Raw genomic sequence first — 16,725 nt, 5'->3', positions numbered from 1 at the left:
GCTTCACCGTCCCCTGAACTCGGCCGGGCGCTTGCCGAGGAAGGCCGCGGCTCCCTCCGCCTTGTCCCCGGTCGTGTACAGCAGGGTCTGGGCCAGGCGTTCGAGCAGCAGGCCCGTCTTCTGGTCGGTTTCGGCACCCTGTCGGATGACGACCTTGCCCAATCTCACGGCCAGCGGCCCCTTGGAAAGGATCGTCTGCGCCGTCGCCGCTGCGTTGCCCGGCAATTCCCCGGCGGGGACGACGGCGGTCACCAGACCGTAGCGCTCGGCCTCCGCCGCCGTGATGATCCTGCTGGTGAGGATCATCTCGACGGCGCGGCCCGTCCCGACCAGGCGGGAGAGCCGCTGGGTACCACCGGCCCCGGGCAGCACGCCCAGGGTGGCTTCCGGCAGTCCCATCCGCGCAGTGTCGGCGGCGATGCGGATGTCGCAGCTCATGGCCAGTTCCAGTCCCCCGCCCAGGGCGACCCCGTTCAGGGCGGCGATCGTGGGTTTGGGGTAGTCCTCGATGCGGTCGTAGAGCCTCTGCATATGTGCGGCCAGCCCGTGGGCCATGTCGTAGCCGGCCAGTTGGCCGATGTCGGCACCGGCGATGAACGCCTTTTCGCCGGTGCCGGTGAACACGACGGCGCCGATGGCGTCGTCGTCTTCCCAGGCGTCCAGGACCTCGCCGACCTCTTCCAGCACCTTGTTGGACAGGGCGTTGCGCACCGTCGGCCGGTTGATGGTGATGGTGCCGATGGCGCCGTCGATGCTCGTCGTGATCGTCTCGTGGGTCTGTTCCGTGGCCTGCTGGGCTGTCATGTCCTCCTACTTCCCCGACGCCGTGAAGGCGCCGATGCCGGTGAGTGCGCGGCCGAGGATCAGCGTGTGGACCTCGTCGGTTCCCTCGTAGGTCCGCACCGATTCCAGGTTGTTCGCGTGCCGCAGCGGCGAGTGGTCCAGCGTGATCCCGTTGCCGCCGAGCATCTCGCGCGCCTCGCGGGCGATCTTGATGGCCTCCCGGCTGTTGTTGAGCTTTCCCACCGAGATCATCGTCGGGTTCAGCGTGCCGGCGTCCTTTGCCCGGCCGATCTGCAGTGCCAGCAGGTAGCCCTTGTTGATTTCCAGTGCCATGTCGGCGAGTTTGGCCTGGGTCAGCTGGAAGCCGGACAGCGGGGTCCCGAACTGGAGTCGTTCCCCGCTATAGCGCAGGACCTCCTCGAAGCTGTCCCGGGCGGCACCCATGACTCCCCAGACGATGCCGTAGCGGGCCTCGTTGAGGCAGGAGAACGGCCCCTTCAGACCGATGGCGGAGTCGGCGGGCAGGATCGCCTCGGCGGGTAGCCGCAGGTCCGCCAGGGTGATGTCGCACTGCACGGAGGCGCGCATCGAGAGCTTGGACGGGATGGCCTCGGCCCGAAAACCCGGAGTGTCCGTGGGGACGACGAATCCGCGGATGCCGCGCGCGTCACCCGGTTCCCCGGTCTGCGCCCAGATGATGGCGACGTCGGCCAGGGTGGCGAGCCCGATCCACCGCTTGGCGCCGTTGAGCACCCAGTCCCCTCCCGGCTGCCGTACCGCGGTGGTGCGCATCGAGGCCGGATCCGACCCGGCGGTCGGTTCGGTGAGGCCGAAGCAGCCGATGGCCTCTCCGGCGGCCATGCGCGGGAGCCACTGCTGCTTCTGCTCCTCGGAGCCGTGCTTGTGGATGGCCGACATGGCCAGCGAGCCCTGGACGGAGACGAAGGTCCGCAGGCCCGAGTCCCCCGCCTCGAGTTCGGAGGCGGCCAACCCGTATTCCACGGAACTGCGGCCGGGGCAGCCGTGGCCTGTCAGGTGCATGCCGAGCAGTCCGAGCTTGGCCATCTCGGGGATGATTTCGCGGGGGAACACTGCCTGTTCGTACCACCGGGCGATGTTCGGCCGGATGTGCTCGTCGACCAGGGCCCGGACGGCGAGCGTGGTCTGCTTTTCCCCGGCGCTGAACTGCGCGTCCAGGCCGGTGAGGTCGACCGGGCCGAAGACCGATTCCGTGGAGGGTCCGGGCCTACGGGTTGCTGCTGTGGTCATGGGGTTGCCTCCTGGGCCTGGGTGAACTGCTGGCGGATCTTGAATTTCTGGATTTTTCCGCTCGGCGTGCGGGGGAAGTCGCCGACGACTTCCAGGATCTCCGGCCAGTAGGGCTTGGCGAGCCCCTTGGCCTCCAGGAAGGCGCGCAGATCCTCGAGCGTGAAGGGCTGGTCGTCCTTGAGCTGGATGACGACGCCGCCCACTTCCTGAAGGCGGGGATGCGGGACCGCGACGAGTGCCACGCCGGCGATCCGGGGGTGCTCGTAGAGGATGTTCTCCACGTACGCGACGGGGATGTTCTCGCCGCCACGGACGATGATGTCCTTGGTCCGCCCCGCGAGCCGGACATAGCCGTCGTCGTCCATGGTGCCGAGGTCCCCGGTGTCGAACCAGTCGCCGTCGAATTCCTCCAGCGTCTTCTCCAGCTGGTCCAGGTAGCCGCGGAACAGGAAGGCTCCGCGGACCTGGATCTTCCCCTCGTGTCCGGCTTCCGCCGGACCGCCCAGCGGGTCGACGATGCGCAGCTCCATGCCGGGCAGGGTCCGCCCGTCGGAGGTCAAGACCTTCTCCACGGGGTCGGCGGGGCTGCCCATGGTCACCAGGCAACACTCGGTTTGCCCCCAGCCGCCGAAGACGTTCAGCTGCGGCAGTTCCTGCCGGGCGCGTTGCAACAGGGCGTGCGGAATCGGGGCGCCCATGCAGCAGAAGCGGGCCAGTGAGGACATGTCGTGCTGCGCCAGTTCATCCTGGTCGAGCAGGTCCTGCAGGAAGGGCGTGGCGCCGGAGGTGTGCTGGATGCCGTGCTCCTGGACGAGCCCGAGGAATTCGCGGGCGTTCCACACCTCCTGGAACACGCCCTTGCATCCGAGCATCAGCGGCAGGGCGACGCCATACAGGTAGCCGGTCAGGTGCGAGAAGGTCGAGGCCATGTGGATGACCGCGTCGGCGTCCATGCCCAGCCGGTCCGGCCAGGGCAGGGAGCCCGCCAACACCGAGTTGTGGGAGTGCATGACGCCCTTGGGGCTGCCGGTGGTCCCCGAGGTGAACATGATCAGCGCCAGGTCGTCCGGGGACGGGCGCCGTGCGGCCACCTCCTCGGCGGTGATGCCGCGGGCGCGGCCGCGCTCGATCAACGCATCCCAGGTCGAGAACCCGTCACGTGGTTCGGTGGCCCCGATGACCACGCAGTGCTCCAAATCCGGCAGGTCCGGGCGCAGCCGCCCGATCATGGCCGCGTAGTCGAATTTGCGGAACTCGTCCGGGACGAAGATGACCTTGGTGCGTGCCTTGGCGGCCATGTAGCCGATCTCGCGGTCCCGGAAGATCGGCACCAGCGGATTCGTCACGGCGCCGACGCGCTGGGCGGCCAGGTGGGCGACGATCCATTCGTGCCGGTTGGGCAGCTGGATGGAGACCGTGTCCCCGGCTTCGACGCCGAGGGCGAGGAGGCCGGCGGCAACGTCGTCGACGAGGGCGGCCATCTCGGCGTAGGTCCGGGCACCGGCCACGTCGATATTGGCCGTCGCCTGGGGGCGGGTGTTCACCGCCTCGTCGAAGTAATCGAGGAGCAGGCGGTCCTTCCAGTACCCGTGGGTCCGGAAGTCCGCGGCGTTGGCGGGCATTTCAAGCAGGTCGTGCGAGGCGCTCATGGTCCTGATCCATTCGGCTCGGGGGGAGGTGCTAGGACATCGTGAGTCCGCCGGAGACGGACAGGGTTTGGCCGGTGATGTAGGAGGCCTCGTCGGAGGCGAGGAAGGCGACGGCGTTGGCCAGGTCCTCCGGTTGGGCCAGCCGGCGCAGCGGGATGGACTTCTCCAGGGCGGCGCGCAGCTTCGGGTTCTCCGCGCTGATGCCGGCGAAGAGCGGGGTGTCGGCCGGGCCGGGGCAGACGCAGTTCACCGTGATGTTCTGCCGGGCGGTTTCGCGGGCCAGGGTCTTGCTGAAGGAGATGATGCCGCCCTTGGCCGCCGAGTACACGGCCTCCCCGGAGGAGCCGACGCGTCCGGCGTCCGAACCGATGTTCACGATCGTGGCGCGTTCCTGGCCCTGCATGGCCCGCAGTGCCGACTGGCAGCAGTTCAGTGTGCCGTAGAGGTTGATGGCGATCACGCGGTCCCAGTCGGCGGTCTCGCTGTCGACGAACGGGCCGACCTTGTCCCAGCCGGCATTGTTGACCAGCACGTCGATCCGCCCGTATTTCTCCACGACCGCGGCGAAGGCCGCGTCGACGGATGCTCGCGAGGTGACGTCGGTGTGCACCCCCATCGAGTCGTTGCCCAGGGCCGCCGCGGTTTCCTGGGCGGCTGACTCGTTGATGTCGCCGACGATGATGGTGGCGCCCTCGGCGGCGAGTTTGGTGGCGATGCCCCTGCCGATGCCGCTGCCGGCGCCGGTGACGATCGCGATCTTGTGGTCGAGCTTGCCCATGGGGGTTCTCCTTGAACTGTGGGGTGGAACGTCTGTTGTGGGTGTCTGGGTGATGTTGTCCGCTGGCGTGTACGCAGGGGTCAGGGTGCGTACGCCCGGCCGGCCGACTGCCGGGCGATGATCGTCTTCATGATCTGGGCGGTTCCGTCGCCGATCTGCAGGCCCAGGACATCGCGCATCCGCTGCTCGATGGGGCGGTCGGTCTTGTAGCCGAACTGGCCGTGCAGCAACAGGCACTGGTTGATGACGTCGTAGGCGGTCTTGGGGGCCCACCATTTGCACATGGCGGCTTGGGAAGTGTGCGGCAGCCCCTCGTCCTTGAGCCAGAGGGTCTGCTGGCACATCAGCCGGGCGGCGGTCAGCAGCGTCTCGCTTTCGGCCAGCGGGAAGGCCACCCCCTGGAAGCGGCTCAGCGGCTGGTCGAAGGCCTCGCGGCCCTTGACGTACTCCCACGTTTCCTCGACCGTGACGGCGGCCGCGCCGATGCACTGGAGCCCGATGAGGGCCCGCGAGAAGTCGAAGCCCTGCATGACCTGGGTGAACCCCTGGTCCTGGGCACCGAGCAGGTTCGTTGCGGGGATCCATGCCTCGGTGAAGTGGGCCATCCCCCGGGTCACGGCGCGGGTGCCCATGTCCTCGATGCCCTCCATCTCGATGCCCGGCGCGGACAGGTCCACGACGAAGGCGCTGATGCCCCGTCCGCGGCGTTGTGCGGCATCGGTCTTGGCGAAGACGACGGCGGCCTCGGCCTGGAGCGCGAAGGACATGGACTTGGTCCCGTTCAGGACCCACCCCCCGCGTTCCGGGCGGGCGGACAAGGACGGGTTCCCCGCGTCCGAGCCCGCTGCCGGCTCCGACAGGCCGATCGCGACGATGCCTTCGCCGGAGGTGATGCGTGGGACCCAGTGCCGGGCCACGTCCGGTACGGCGTTGGCGGCCAGGATCTGGCCGACCAGGGATCCGACGACCTGCAGGTAGGCCACGTTGAAGTCCCCGCGGGCGATCTCCTCGGTGATGAGCCCCGAGGTGAGCCGGGGCTCACCGCGGCCGCCGAGTTCGCGGGGCAGTTCGGGGGCGATGAGCCCGCGTGCGCCGATCTCCCGGCGCAGCTCCGGTTCGATCCGGCGGTCGATCTCGCGCTGCTTGTAGCCGGGCGCGATCTGCTCGGCGACGCTCCGGGCTTCCTTGACGAAGCCCTGCTGAGTTTCCGTGATATTGAAGTCCATGGGTGACCCTTTCCGGGGCGGGGTGGCGGGCGGTGGGGCGCCGCTAGTGCGTCTGGACGTGGCTGGCGAAGTCGGGCTTGCGCTTCTCGGCGAAGGCGTGGGCGCCCTCCATGCCCTCGTCGGAGACGGCGAACAGGTCCAGGGCCGACATGGCGAGGTTGCTCAGGCCGGCTTGGTGGTCGGTGTCGGCGTTGAAGGACTGCTTGAGGAACCGCAGGGCGGTGGGGCTCTTCTCGGCGATTTCGGCTGCCCACGCCTTCGCCTCGGCCATCAGCTGCCCGGGCTCGACCACGGCGTTGGCGAGGCCCCAGCGCTCGGCGGTGGCGGCGTCGTACTGGCGGCAGAGGTACCAGATCTCCCGGGCCCGCTTCTCCCCGACCACGCGGGCCAGGTAGGCGGAGCCGAAGCCGGCGTCGAAGGAACCGACGCGTGGTCCGGCTTGCCCGAAGCGGGCCGTGGAGGAGGCGATGGTCAGGTCGCACAGCACGTGCAGCACGTGTCCGCCGCCGACGGCGATGCCGTTGACCGCGGCGATCACGGGTTTGGGGATGTCGCGGATCAGCTTGTGCAGGTTGCCGATCTCGAACATGCCCGATTCGGTGGGGCCGTAGTCGCCGGTCTCGGCGCGCTGCTTGACGTCGCCGCCGGTGCAGAAGGCCTTCTCGCCGGCACCGGTCAGGATGACCGCCTGCACGGTGCGGTCGGCCCAGGCCAGGCGGAAGGCCTTGATGAGCTCCTCGACGGTCTGCCCGCGGAAGGCGTTGTGGCGTTCCGGGCGGTTGATGGTGATCACCGCGGTGGCCTGGTCGACCTCGTAGGTGATGTCGTCGAAGTCGGGGACGCGGGGGGTGGATGCCTGGGCGGTCATGGTATTCCTTTCGTTGGCGGTGGCGGCCCTAGGCCAGCGCACCGAGCAGGTCTGCGTAGTCGGAGCGGTTGCCGGGCAGCAGGACGGCGGAGAGGGCCAGCGCCGTGTGTTCGGCGACGTAGCCCTCGTGGGAGATGAAGTCGCCGAAGTACCAGTGCTTGAGCGCCCATCCGTGGGCCGTCATCAGCAGCTGGTAGGCGAAGAGGCGGATGTCGACGGGCCGGATCAGCCCGGCGTCGACGGCGTCCGCCACGGCGGTCATCAGCGGCGCTGCGGTCTGGACCTCGAGGTCCATGATCGTCTTCCGCCCGGCCGCCTCGAGGGTCTTGGATTCGCGGTAGGCCAGCACTGCGGCCTCGCGCTGCTCCTGGACCACGGAGCAGTAGCCGGCGAAGGCCGCGGCGATCCGGCGTACCGGATCGGCCTGGTCCTCCATCGCCTCCTCGACCTCGCGGGTGAAGGCCTCGAGCACGCTGACGATCACCGCCTGCACCAGGTCCTGCTTGTTGCCGAAGTAGCGGTAGATCAGCCCGACGCTGACGCCGGCCTCGTCGGCCACGGCCTGCATGGAGACGTCGTGGGATCCCCGGTCCTCCATCAGCCGTGCCGCCGCGCGGAACAGCTGCTGCCGCCGCGATTCCGTTCGCGCCGCGCGGGCGGCATCCGCAGCCGTTCCGGTGCCGAGGTCCGTCGCGTTCATCCGGCCGCTCCTTCAATGTCGTGTTTATGAATCTGAATTCGTTGTGAATGAACCCTCATTCACATTTCTCACAGTAGTGATGCGGCACACATCCGTCAAGGGGTTTTCGGGGCGGGCCCTCACGGCGCCATGTCGGGAGGCTGTCGGCACCGGCCCGCCGACTAGGGTTTTTCCCAGATGGTTTTTCCGGGGGGCGACGACGAAAGGGGTTCGGTTGGAGAACCGCGGCCGGAAGCGGCGCAGCCCGTGGAAGGCGGGCATCGCCGTCGTACTCCTTCTTCTTCTGGGCACCTCCGCCTGCACTCCGGCACCTCCCACCGAAGATCCCGCAGCGGCCAACCAGCCCGACTGGTTCGGCTACGACCGCCCCGCCGAATACTCGGTCGCCACCACCCGCATCACCGTTCCAGTCACCGACGAGGGGCCGCGTTCCCCGGGAACCCTCAGCTGCCTGCTGCACCGCCCGGCCACCGATGGCGCACCGGCGCCCGGCAGGTTCCCCGGCATCTTCTACCAGTTCGCCCCCTACGGCCTCGCGCAGGCGCCGTTGCGTCCGGACAACGAGGAAGAGTATCTCGCGGAGCACGGCTACAACGTCCTGCACTGCGACATCCCGGGCACCGGGGCCAGCGCCGGCCACGGGTACGACCTGGACTGGCCGGTGCAGGACATCGCGGCGCGGGACGCGATCGACTGGCTGGGCAGCCAGGAGTGGTCCACCGGCAAGGTCGGTGCCAGCGGCCGGAGCTACGGCGGCTGGACCGCCCTGCGCGCCGCCTCCGAACGGCCGGAACACCTGGCCGCCGTGCTGACGAACGTTGCGCCGTCGAACATGTATGAACAGTTCTTCTACCCCGGTGGGAACCTGGCCGGTGCCGACGTGGCCTGGCCCGGAGCGGTGACGTCATCCGACCCCGGCTACGCCGCCCGGCAGGTCAAGACCTGGCGCGCGCACCCGAAGGAGGACGCCTACTGGGCGGACCTGGACCTCTCGGGCCGGATGCAGCGCGTCGAGGTCCCTGTCATGAGCACGGGTGGTTGGTACGACGTCTTCCGCGCCGGCCCCGTCGAGAACCATGCGGATCTGGTGCGAGCCGGCCGCGCCGACACCTCCTACCTGGTGATGGGCCCGTGGGCCCACGGGCAGGCCCACCTGCAGGGGGAACAGCCGCTGCCGCTCGGGGGCCAGCTCGCCTGGTGGGACCACTGGCTCTCCGACGACGCAGCCGGCCGGCTCCCCGAGCAGCACATCTCCAGCTTCGCCATGCCCACCACCGGCTCCCCCGGCTGGGAGTCGTACGACACCTGGCCGAGGACGACGACGTCGACCGTGTTCCCTGCCGCCGGCGGGGTCCTGCGCGACGAGGCCGCGCCGGCATCGTCCGTTGGCTTCGACGTGGACACCACGGTGGGCCACTCGACCACCTGCCTGCTGCGCTGCACGACCCCCGAGACGTCCCCCTCCCCGGCCAGCGACCTCCCCGGCACCGCCGGAATCGCCGGCTTCACCGCGGAACCCGTCGAGGAGCCGCTGCACCTGCTCGGCAGGGTGCGCGCCCGGCTGTCCATCACCAGCCATGCCACCGCTGCCCACCCGTTGGCGGTCAGGGTGCTGGATGTGGGCCCCGACGGACGGACCATGGAAGCCGCGGCCGGCTGGACGCGGGTCGACGCCGACGCCCTGGGCCGCCGCACCCACCACACCGTCGAGCTCCAGGCCACCGATTGGATCGTCCCGCCCGGGCACCGGATCCGGATCGCCGTCTCCGCCGGGGACTCCCCCAAGCTCGCTTCCCCCGACGTCCACGGGACCGTCACCGTGCATACCGGCCCCAACGGCTCCCGATTCGAGCTGCCCGTCGTTCCCTGACACCGATGCGCCCCGTCGGCGTCATGACTGGTCATCGCCCACTTTTGCACTTGGGCGCCGGGGAAGCCGGGAGTAGCTTGGGTTCAGGATCCGCATTCGGGCGACGACCGCCGTCGTCCACGCCTGCAGACGAACCGGAAGGTTGACCATGAGCATTCCCGACATCTTCGACACCCTCGATGCCCAGCTCGACTGGCAGCGCGAACTCTACATGGACCTGCACCGCCACCCGGAGCTGAGCCTGCAGGAGCACCAGACCGCCGAACGCATCGAATCCGAGCTCACCGGCATCGGGTACACGGTCCAGCGCATCGGCGGCACCGGGGTGGTGGGTGTGCTGGAGAACGGTTCCGGGGCCACCGTGCTCTCCCGGGCCGACATCGACGCCCTGCCGGTCACCGAGGACACCGGGCTGGCCTACTCCTCCGAGAACGACGGCGTCATGCACGCCTGCGGTCACGACCTGCACATCACCTGCCTGCTCGGAGCCGCCCGCCTGCTGGCCGAGCACCGCCACGCCTGGTCGGGTACGCACATCGCCCTGTTCCAGCCCGCCGAGGAAACCGCTGCCGGCGCCCAGGCCATGGTCGACGACGGCCTGGTGTCCAAGGTGCCGGCCCCTGACGTCGCGTTCGGCCAGCATGTGATGACCACCGAGGCCGGCACCATCGGCACCACCGCCGGCCCCGTGCTCTCGGCCGGCGACTCGCTGAAGATCACCGTGTACGGGCGCGGCGCCCACGGGTCCATGCCGCACAACTCGGTGGACCCCGTGGTGCTGGCCGCGTCGATCGTGCTGCGGCTGCAGACCATCGTGTCCCGGGAGATCGAGCCCGGGACGTTCGCCGTCGTCACCATCGGCGCCTCCAACGCCGGCACGAAGTCCAACATCATCCCCGACCGCGCCGAACTGCTGCTGAACCTGCGCACCTACGATGAGGGCGTCCGCACGCACATCATGGAATCGATCGAGAGGATCGTCCGCGGCGAATGCACGACGGCGGGATCCCCGAGGGAGCCGGAGTTCGAGTACTACGACCAGTTCCCGCTGACCGACAACGACGCCGACACCAACGCCCGCATCACCGAGGCCTTCACCGAGCACTTCGGTGCCGACCGCGTCTCCCACACCGCCCCCTACACGGCCTCGGAGGACTTCAGCCGCGTGCCCGACGCGTTCGGTGTCCCCTACACCTACTGGACCGTGGGCTCCGTGCAGGCAGAGAAGCTCCGGGCCGCCGAGGCCGCCGGAACCGTCGCGCAGGACATCCCGGCGAACCACTCCCCCTTCTTCGCCCCGGCGATCGACCCGACCCTGGAGACGGGCACCCGGACGCAAGCCGTCGCCGCGCTGGCCTATCTGGCGGGTTAGGCTCGGACCCATGAATTCCACGAGCCATCCAGCAGTCACCGAGGCATTGATGTCGGCACTGCCCGGCCGCGTGGACACGGACCCCCTGCTGCTGCAGACGATGATGGCCGACCGCTCCGGGCACCGTTCGGCCGGTGTCCCGTTGGCCGTGGTCCAGGCCGGCACCATCGAGGACGTGCAGGCCGTGTGCCGCATTGCCTCCGAGCACCGGGTTCCCGTGGTGACCCGCGGTGCTGGGACCGGGCTGGCCGGCGGTGCCATCGCCAGCCCCGGGGAAATCGTGGTGTCGCTGGCCGGGATGACACGGATCCTGGAGGTCTCCAGCGGAAACCGCCTCGCCGTCGTCGAACCCGGTGTCCTCAACGGCGACCTGAACAGGGTGCTGGCCGGGCACGGCCTCTGGTGGGCCCCTGACCCCGCGAGCAAGGACATCTCCACCGTCGGCGGCAACATCGCCATGAACGCCGGCGGCCTGTTGTGCGCGAAGTACGGGGTGACGCGGGAGGCGGTGCTCGCGCTGAAGGTGGTCCTCGCCGACGGGCGCCTGATCACGGTGGGACACCGCACGGTCAAGGGCGTCACCGGCTTCGACGTCTGCGCCCTGATGATCGGCTCGGAGGGCACGCTGGGCATCATCGTCGAAGCCACGCTCAAACTCCAGCCCGTCGTCACCGGCGGGGTCGCCACCGTGGGAGGGTTCTTCGACTCCGTGGAGGACGCCGCCGCAGCGTCCTCCGCCATCACCGCGGAGGGATTGGTCCCGTCCATCATGGAGCTCATGGACGGACGGACCATCACGGCGATGGAGCGTTTCGCCGGGGAGGCGGTCTTCGGCGGGGCCGGGGCGTTCCTGCTGGTCCAGTGCGACGGGCCCGCCGCGCAGGACACCGCGTCCCGGACGGCCGCCTTGGCGACAGCCGCCGGGGGCCGGGTCGAAACCACCACCGACCCCGAGGAGTCGGACCGGTTGGTGGGGCTGCGCCGCAACGCCTTTCCCGCCCTGGAGGCCATGGGCACGATGCTCGTGGAGGACATGGCGGTTCCCCGCGACCGCATGGCCGATGCCTTTGCGGCGATCCGGCGGATCGAGCAGAAATACGACGTCGCCATCCCCAGCACCTGCCACGCCGGGGACGGCAACCTGCACCCGAGTTTCGTCTACACCGGCGACGAGGTCCCGGAGCGGGTCTGGGCGGCGGCCGGCGAACTGTTCCGCACCGCACTCGACTTCGGGGGGACGCTCTCCGGGGAGCATGGCATCGGCCTGCTGAAACGCGCCTGGCTGCGCGATGAGTTGGGTGATGACCAATACGAGCTGCAACGCGGAATCAAGGAGCTCTTCGATCCGCTCGGCATCCTGAACCCCGGGAAGGTCTTCGTCCCGGAGGGCTGAGGGGCGGCATCTCGCCAGGACACCGGCCGGCAGGCCATCCCCCGCCAGCGGGTCGCCCGTGGACAAATCCACGAGGCCGACCGCGATGGTGATCCGGGGCTACTGCCCGGCCGAGCGGCCCCCGATACGCAGCGGCGGGGCCACCACACACTCGGGGATCGGATCGAGGTACGGGGTCACGGCGATGGTATCCGCGTGCTCCTTGTGCGCCGCCACCAGCAGCTCCCGGTTCGTGACGATCGCCGCGGCCGTAGCAGCCATCGACGTGGCGGCGTGGATACTGAATGCCGTCGGAATACCCCCACCTTTTCGGTGACCGTGAACCCGTGCGCCCGGGCTGCCGCCTGGTGCTTGTCCTGGGCACGGAATTCCTCCCAGCGCATCTCCGGATCGTCCCAGATGGCATCGGCCATCGACGTGAACTCGGGGGCCGCGCCCGCCACCCGCTCGGCCAGCTCGTTCAGGTGCTCGGCGTCCAGGACCCCAGCGGGGTCCGTGGTGCTGTTCGTGGTCATAACTGTCCTTTCATAGGGCGGCTCCCCCGTCCCGGCATCGGTGCGAGCCAGTCCGGTCCGTGCCGACCCGCAGAGCGCCGATGCCATCCGCCGCCTGTTCGTCGGCGGACCGGGCGAGTCTGGGCATCGAACGGAGGGTGGCCTCCAAGTGTCTGCCCTGCCTGCGTTTCCCGGTCGGCGGGCCGGTGATGTGGTGACCCTAAAAACACGATGCATCCTTTGTGCCAATACTGGGGAATCTGTGAGGATTTTTTGTTCCCATGCCAGATATGCCCAATTCAGACGAAGATGCCCGGCTGATTCACGCGCTGCAGCTCGCACCACGTGCGCCGTGGAGTGAACTTTCACGCGTGCTCTCGGTGAGCCCGACGGCTCTCGCCCAGCGCTACGCAAGGTTGCGCGATTCCGGCCTCGTCAGGATCACCGGCCATCCCACGTGGATCGAGACCAGACACAACGCTGCCTTCGCCGAGATCGATGTCGAGCCCGGATCGTTGGCCGCAGCCACGGCGATCCTCACGGGGGTCCCGATGGCATTGACCCTGGATGCCACCGCCTCGGGCACTCTCATCGTGTCGATCACGGTCCCCGACGATCTGGAGTTGGCTGCGCTGCTTACGGACGGCTTGCCCTCCCTGCCCGGCGTCCGGGAGGTGCGGGCGCATCTGGTCACCTCGCGGCTGAAATCCGGCGAACGCTGGAACCTCCGGGCGCTTGAACCCGAGCAGGCGGCCCGGATCGGGGGCCACCGCCCGCCGCGAGCCCGGGCCGCCCGCGGGTTGGACCGGCGTTCAGCCGCCCCCTCATCTCGGCGCTGGGGCGCGACGGTCGCCGGCCGGCGTCGGAATTGGCCCGCGAACTCGGGGTCAGCGAACAGCGGGTCCATGATGCCATCGCGTTGCTCTTGAACACCCGACAATTCCACCTTCGAACCGACGTCGTTAACGCATGGTCCGGGTGGCCGGCGCACATCTGGTACTTCGTGGACGTCCCGCCGCACCACCTCGACCCCGTGGCCGCCGCGCTCACCACCCATCCGGAGATCCGCTACGTGGGCACGGCGGCCGGATCGGCCAACCTGACTTTCGATGTCTGGCTGCGCAACCTGGGTGTGCTGCACACGTTGGAGGCGAAGCTCGATCTGCTCTCCAACACCGGCGTGAAGATCAGACGGCAGGTCATCCTCAGCACCCCAAAGCGCCTGGGGCACCTGCTCGATCGATCCGGCCGGTCACGGACAGCTACGTTTCCCCACTGGGATGAGAGCACCTCGGGGCGGCGCTCCCCTACGGCTCGTCGAGCCTGGTGTTCTCCGATCCGGCGACATGACAGTGAGCAGCACCATTCCGCAGTCCCTGCGGATGAGTCAGGCCTGCGAGGCTGAGCTCGCCGAGACCTACCAGTTCCTACATGCCGACCCCGACCTCTCGACGCAGGAGCGCCGGACCGCCGATGACCTGGCCGGGTGCTTGGAAAAGCTGGGCCTGGAGGTGTTCCGCTGCGGGGCACCGGCGTCGTCGGCATCCTGCGCATAGGCGACGGACCCCTTATCGGAGTGCGTGCCGATACCGACGGCCCCCGTGCAGAAGGACACGGTCCCGTCTACGCCGGAACGGCCACGGGCAACTGGAGGACGGCACCGACATACCCCCGGATACCAGAGGGCCTTCCTACCCAAGTTCTCACGCTATCCGACTAGTTGGGGGCCCCGGGACCCTTCACGTGCCACGCGGGCAGTAGCTCCATGAGATGCGCGACCAGTTCATCCGGCGTTAGCGAACCGCTGATATGCCGGAGTCGTCATTCGGCTGCAGCGACTGAATATCGTGTCCGGGACGCACCTCAGCCACGTCGCGGACTCCCTGGTGCATGCCACGTCGAGTTGAGTTCTATCGCCAGGTAATTCCATCGATATCTCAGGGCTGAGCAGCCGGCCGATGGTGCCTTATCACTGGCCGCGCGGGGGATCACGACGACGGCCTCATGTCTGCCTGTGCCCGCTGCGCCATCCCTGGTCGTCGGTCCCTCCGTGGTATCGGGCAATCAGTTCTGTCCGGTTTACTGCTCCAAGCTTTCTCATGGCATGACGCACATGCGATTTGACAGTGCTCGCGGTGACTGCGAGCTGAGTTGCGATCGCCGTGTTGTCATGGCCGAGAACCAGCAGCCGCACCACATCGCTCTCGCGGGTCGTCAAAGTCTTGTCCCAGGTCGACGTCAACTCATTGAGGGGAAGCTCGATGGCGGAAACTGCATCTGTCTGGGTACGTCCGGCGAGGCGAACGAGATCCACGCCAGTGTCAAGCGAACTCATGATCCGCTCCATGGAGCCCGTCGTTGCGCGTATCGTCCTCCGCTGGGCCCGGAATCGGTCATGAAGCAGTTCACGCTCGAGGATGAGACCGAGGCCAGAGGCGAAGCGCTGCACACGCTCGACGTACTCGGAGGGAGAAACCGCGGATCTCGACAATTGGGGCAGATAGAGGAGCGCCACGGCATCCGGACCCACAAAGACCGGTGCCAGAATGTACGGAGCCGACTCGGTCATCCGCCGAAAGGGGCTCGGAAGATCCGCGCCACCTTGAGATCCGGCGTCCAAGATCACAGCACGACCGGCCCGGATGACGTCGATCTCCACGGACAACCCCATTAACGGGATCTCCTCGGCATTTGCCCACTCTTGGCTTCTGCCCCTCGCATCGTGCGAATAACCACGCCACGCCGACCAAGTTTCCTCTGTCACTCGCGAGATCAATACGCTCCGGCTCCCGAGGGCGCGAGTTGCCACCGGGCAGATCCCCTCGAAAAGCCCGGCCTGATCATTGCAGCTACCTAGTTCCTCGAGAGCGTCAGAGACCAGCTCGTCAAGAACGGCCAGAGCCCTGATCCGATGACGGCCCCACTCGCCCAGGAGATCGAGCGCGTCCAACATGACGGCAGAAAGGCGTTTGTCGCCATCGGTGAGGCGCCTGGACGTAAGCGTGCGGACGATCATGCCCAAAGCCTCGAATATCTCATCCGGCCGGCCGCGAAGTCCTTGGACGCTGACGGGGTCGGCGTCCGCTAGATCGTCAAGCAGATCGGCCAGATCTCGAATGTCGGCACGAAGCTCGCGCGTTGTCCGGTACCGCGTATTCTCCGCTGACGTCACTCCGCGTCCTGATCCTTGGCCATTGGACGCATCTGGAGGTATTTGGCCACCGCAGCGGAGCGGGAGGAAACGCGCAGCTTCCGCATCAGGTTGGCGACGTGGCTCTTGACTGTATCTGGCGAGAGCACGAGCTCCCGTGCAATAGCCCGGTTCGTTGCCCCAGCGGACAACAGCGTGAGCACATCTTGTTCTCGTCTGGTGAGAAGATATTGGCGTCCTGCCCCAGAGCGGACATCGGATGAGCCCATGTCAGATATCGACTCGCCCACCTCGGGAACCAGGCTCAACGGAGACTGGGCCAATGCCGACAATTCGACGCTAGTCTTGGCCAACAAGTCAGCCATCCGCGCTCTCTGCGCCTCGATCCGTTCCCTCAGCACCGCGCATTCGAAGAGGACGCTGAAGCCGGCCGCGAACCTCTTAAGACTTTCCAGATCGCCCGACGTGACCGGGCTCTTTTGCCCATGCCGATCGGCGTGGAGGAAGCCGATCACTCGGCGGTTGGTCGTGATCGGAGCTGCAACGTAAGAGTGGCTCCCGGTCACGCGGATTAGCGGCTTGTAGGTACGGGGATCCGCCTCGGCGTCTTCGACCATTATCGGAACTCGGCGGCGCATCATCTCTGTCTCCAGCATCATCCGCGCCAAGGGGATCTCGTTTCGGCCCTGTGCGAACCGCTCGAACTCAGCGGATTCCGAATCTGCGGGGTTCTCTGGAAGGATCGTGTCCGGCAACCACTTCGAGCCACGCGCCGAGGAGATCATCACTCGGGTAAACCCACACGCTTGGCGCAGTTCGGCCGGTGCGCGACGAGAGATCTCCCCGCTCGACGCAAGGGCGTGCAACCGGTCGAGGGCCTCCGAGATCCGTGCATCGGCTTCACGGCGAACGTCGAAGTCGAGCTTGGCGACGGCGTGCATTTCTTCGGCACTGGATGCCAGCAGCGCAATTATGTCTTGATCGTCTCCCCGCGCCCCATACACGGCACGCAATTCGAGATACAGGCCGTCAAGGGAGTCTCGTTCGGCCCGTCCAATGAAGGCGTTGTCCTCGCGAGCCTGCAGCCGCGACTGGCGCACCCTAGCGATCCTGCTTTCCACCGTCGGCATGATCTCACCCTACGGATCCCCGCCCGATAGGGGAAGCATCTC

Annotated in this window: 16 protein-coding genes; 6 read left to right on the top strand and 10 right to left on the bottom strand. The window is 68.0% G+C overall.

Annotated elements, in window-relative coordinates; all coding sequences use genetic code 11:
* Window positions 1-3 precede the first annotated feature (3 nt).
* From ABD088_RS14665 to ABD088_RS14635, 7 genes are all read right to left on the bottom strand, one after another.
* Window positions 4-804 (bottom strand): enoyl-CoA hydratase/isomerase family protein, encoded by an 801-nt coding sequence (locus ABD088_RS14665; protein ID WP_343902706.1) that lies wholly within the window; start codon window positions 802-804, stop codon window positions 4-6.
* A gap of 6 nt (window positions 805-810) precedes the next feature.
* Complete coding sequence (locus ABD088_RS14660; protein WP_343902705.1) at window positions 811-2,052, bottom strand: acyl-CoA dehydrogenase family protein; 1,242 nt, start codon at window positions 2,050-2,052, stop codon at window positions 811-813.
* Entirely contained in the window at window positions 2,049-3,701 is a 1,653-nt protein-coding gene (locus tag ABD088_RS14655; protein WP_343902704.1) for an AMP-binding protein, read from the bottom strand. Before ABD088_RS14655 ends, ABD088_RS14660 begins: the two co-directional genes overlap by 4 nt.
* Window positions 3,702-3,732: 31 nt before the next feature.
* Entirely contained in the window at window positions 3,733-4,479 is a 747-nt protein-coding gene (locus ABD088_RS14650; RefSeq protein ID WP_343902703.1) for an SDR family NAD(P)-dependent oxidoreductase, read from the bottom strand.
* Window positions 4,480-4,559: 80 nt separating this feature from the next.
* A complete protein-coding gene (locus ABD088_RS14645; RefSeq protein WP_343902702.1) occupies window positions 4,560-5,705 on the bottom strand; it encodes an acyl-CoA dehydrogenase family protein in 1,146 nt (381 codons plus the stop codon).
* Window positions 5,706-5,748: 43 nt separating this feature from the next.
* The gene (locus tag ABD088_RS14640) at window positions 5,749-6,573 is read right to left on the bottom strand and encodes an enoyl-CoA hydratase-related protein (RefSeq protein WP_343902701.1); all 825 of its coding nucleotides are present in this window, start codon (window positions 6,571-6,573) and stop codon (window positions 5,749-5,751) included.
* A gap of 28 nt (window positions 6,574-6,601) precedes the next feature.
* Complete coding sequence (locus ABD088_RS14635; protein WP_343902700.1) at window positions 6,602-7,273, bottom strand: TetR/AcrR family transcriptional regulator; 672 nt, start codon at window positions 7,271-7,273, stop codon at window positions 6,602-6,604.
* Window positions 7,274-7,487: 214 nt separating this feature from the next.
* On the opposite strand from ABD088_RS14635, the gene ABD088_RS14630 reads away from it, so the two are divergent.
* From ABD088_RS14630 to ABD088_RS14620, 3 genes are all read left to right on the top strand, one after another.
* A complete protein-coding gene (locus ABD088_RS14630) occupies window positions 7,488-9,143 on the top strand; it encodes a CocE/NonD family hydrolase (protein ID WP_343902699.1) in 1,656 nt (551 codons plus the stop codon).
* A 148-nt stretch (window positions 9,144-9,291) separates the two neighbouring features.
* The gene (locus ABD088_RS14625) at window positions 9,292-10,515 is read left to right on the top strand and encodes an amidohydrolase (RefSeq protein WP_343902698.1); all 1,224 of its coding nucleotides are present in this window, start codon (window positions 9,292-9,294) and stop codon (window positions 10,513-10,515) included.
* Between the two features lie 10 nt (window positions 10,516-10,525).
* Window positions 10,526-11,908, top strand: a complete 1,383-nt coding sequence (locus ABD088_RS14620) for an FAD-binding oxidoreductase (protein WP_343902697.1) — start codon at window positions 10,526-10,528, stop codon at window positions 11,906-11,908.
* A gap of 176 nt (window positions 11,909-12,084) precedes the next feature.
* Here ABD088_RS14620 and ABD088_RS14615 read toward each other — a convergent pair whose 3' ends face one another.
* Window positions 12,085-12,423 (bottom strand): hypothetical protein, encoded by a 339-nt coding sequence (locus ABD088_RS14615; RefSeq protein ID WP_343902696.1) that lies wholly within the window; start codon window positions 12,421-12,423, stop codon window positions 12,085-12,087.
* A gap of 269 nt (window positions 12,424-12,692) precedes the next feature.
* Here ABD088_RS14615 and ABD088_RS14610 point away from each other — a divergent pair, with 269 nt between their 5' ends.
* The 3 genes from ABD088_RS14610 to ABD088_RS14605 are packed head-to-tail and all read left to right on the top strand — an operon-like array spanning window position 12,693 to window position 13,958.
* Entirely contained in the window at window positions 12,693-13,331 is a 639-nt protein-coding gene (locus ABD088_RS14610) for an Lrp/AsnC family transcriptional regulator (protein WP_343902695.1), read from the top strand.
* Window positions 13,229-13,807, top strand: coding sequence for an Lrp/AsnC family transcriptional regulator (locus ABD088_RS17280; protein ID WP_372710998.1), 579 nt, complete (start codon window positions 13,229-13,231; stop codon window positions 13,805-13,807). The genes ABD088_RS14610 and ABD088_RS17280 overlap by 103 nt, the downstream gene beginning before the upstream one ends.
* A complete protein-coding gene (locus tag ABD088_RS14605; RefSeq protein WP_343902694.1) occupies window positions 13,749-13,958 on the top strand; it encodes a hypothetical protein in 210 nt (69 codons plus the stop codon). Before ABD088_RS17280 ends, ABD088_RS14605 begins: the two co-directional genes overlap by 59 nt.
* Window positions 13,959-14,404: 446 nt before the next feature.
* Here the strand turns inward: ABD088_RS14605 and ABD088_RS14600 are convergent, their stop codons facing one another.
* The gene (locus tag ABD088_RS14600) at window positions 14,405-15,574 is read right to left on the bottom strand and encodes a response regulator transcription factor (RefSeq protein ID WP_343902693.1); all 1,170 of its coding nucleotides are present in this window, start codon (window positions 15,572-15,574) and stop codon (window positions 14,405-14,407) included.
* Entirely contained in the window at window positions 15,571-16,683 is a 1,113-nt protein-coding gene (locus ABD088_RS14595) for a LuxR C-terminal-related transcriptional regulator (RefSeq protein WP_343902692.1), read from the bottom strand. The genes ABD088_RS14600 and ABD088_RS14595 overlap by 4 nt, the downstream gene beginning before the upstream one ends.
* Window positions 16,684-16,725: the final 42 nt, after the last annotated feature.

Origin of the sequence: Arthrobacter rhombi (assembly GCF_039526245.1) — a bacterium.
GTDB classification, from domain to species: domain Bacteria; phylum Actinomycetota; class Actinomycetes; order Actinomycetales; family Micrococcaceae; genus Arthrobacter_H; species Arthrobacter_H rhombi.
The sequence above is the reverse complement of the archived record's forward strand: the minus strand, read 5'-3'. Positions and strand labels throughout refer to the sequence as shown.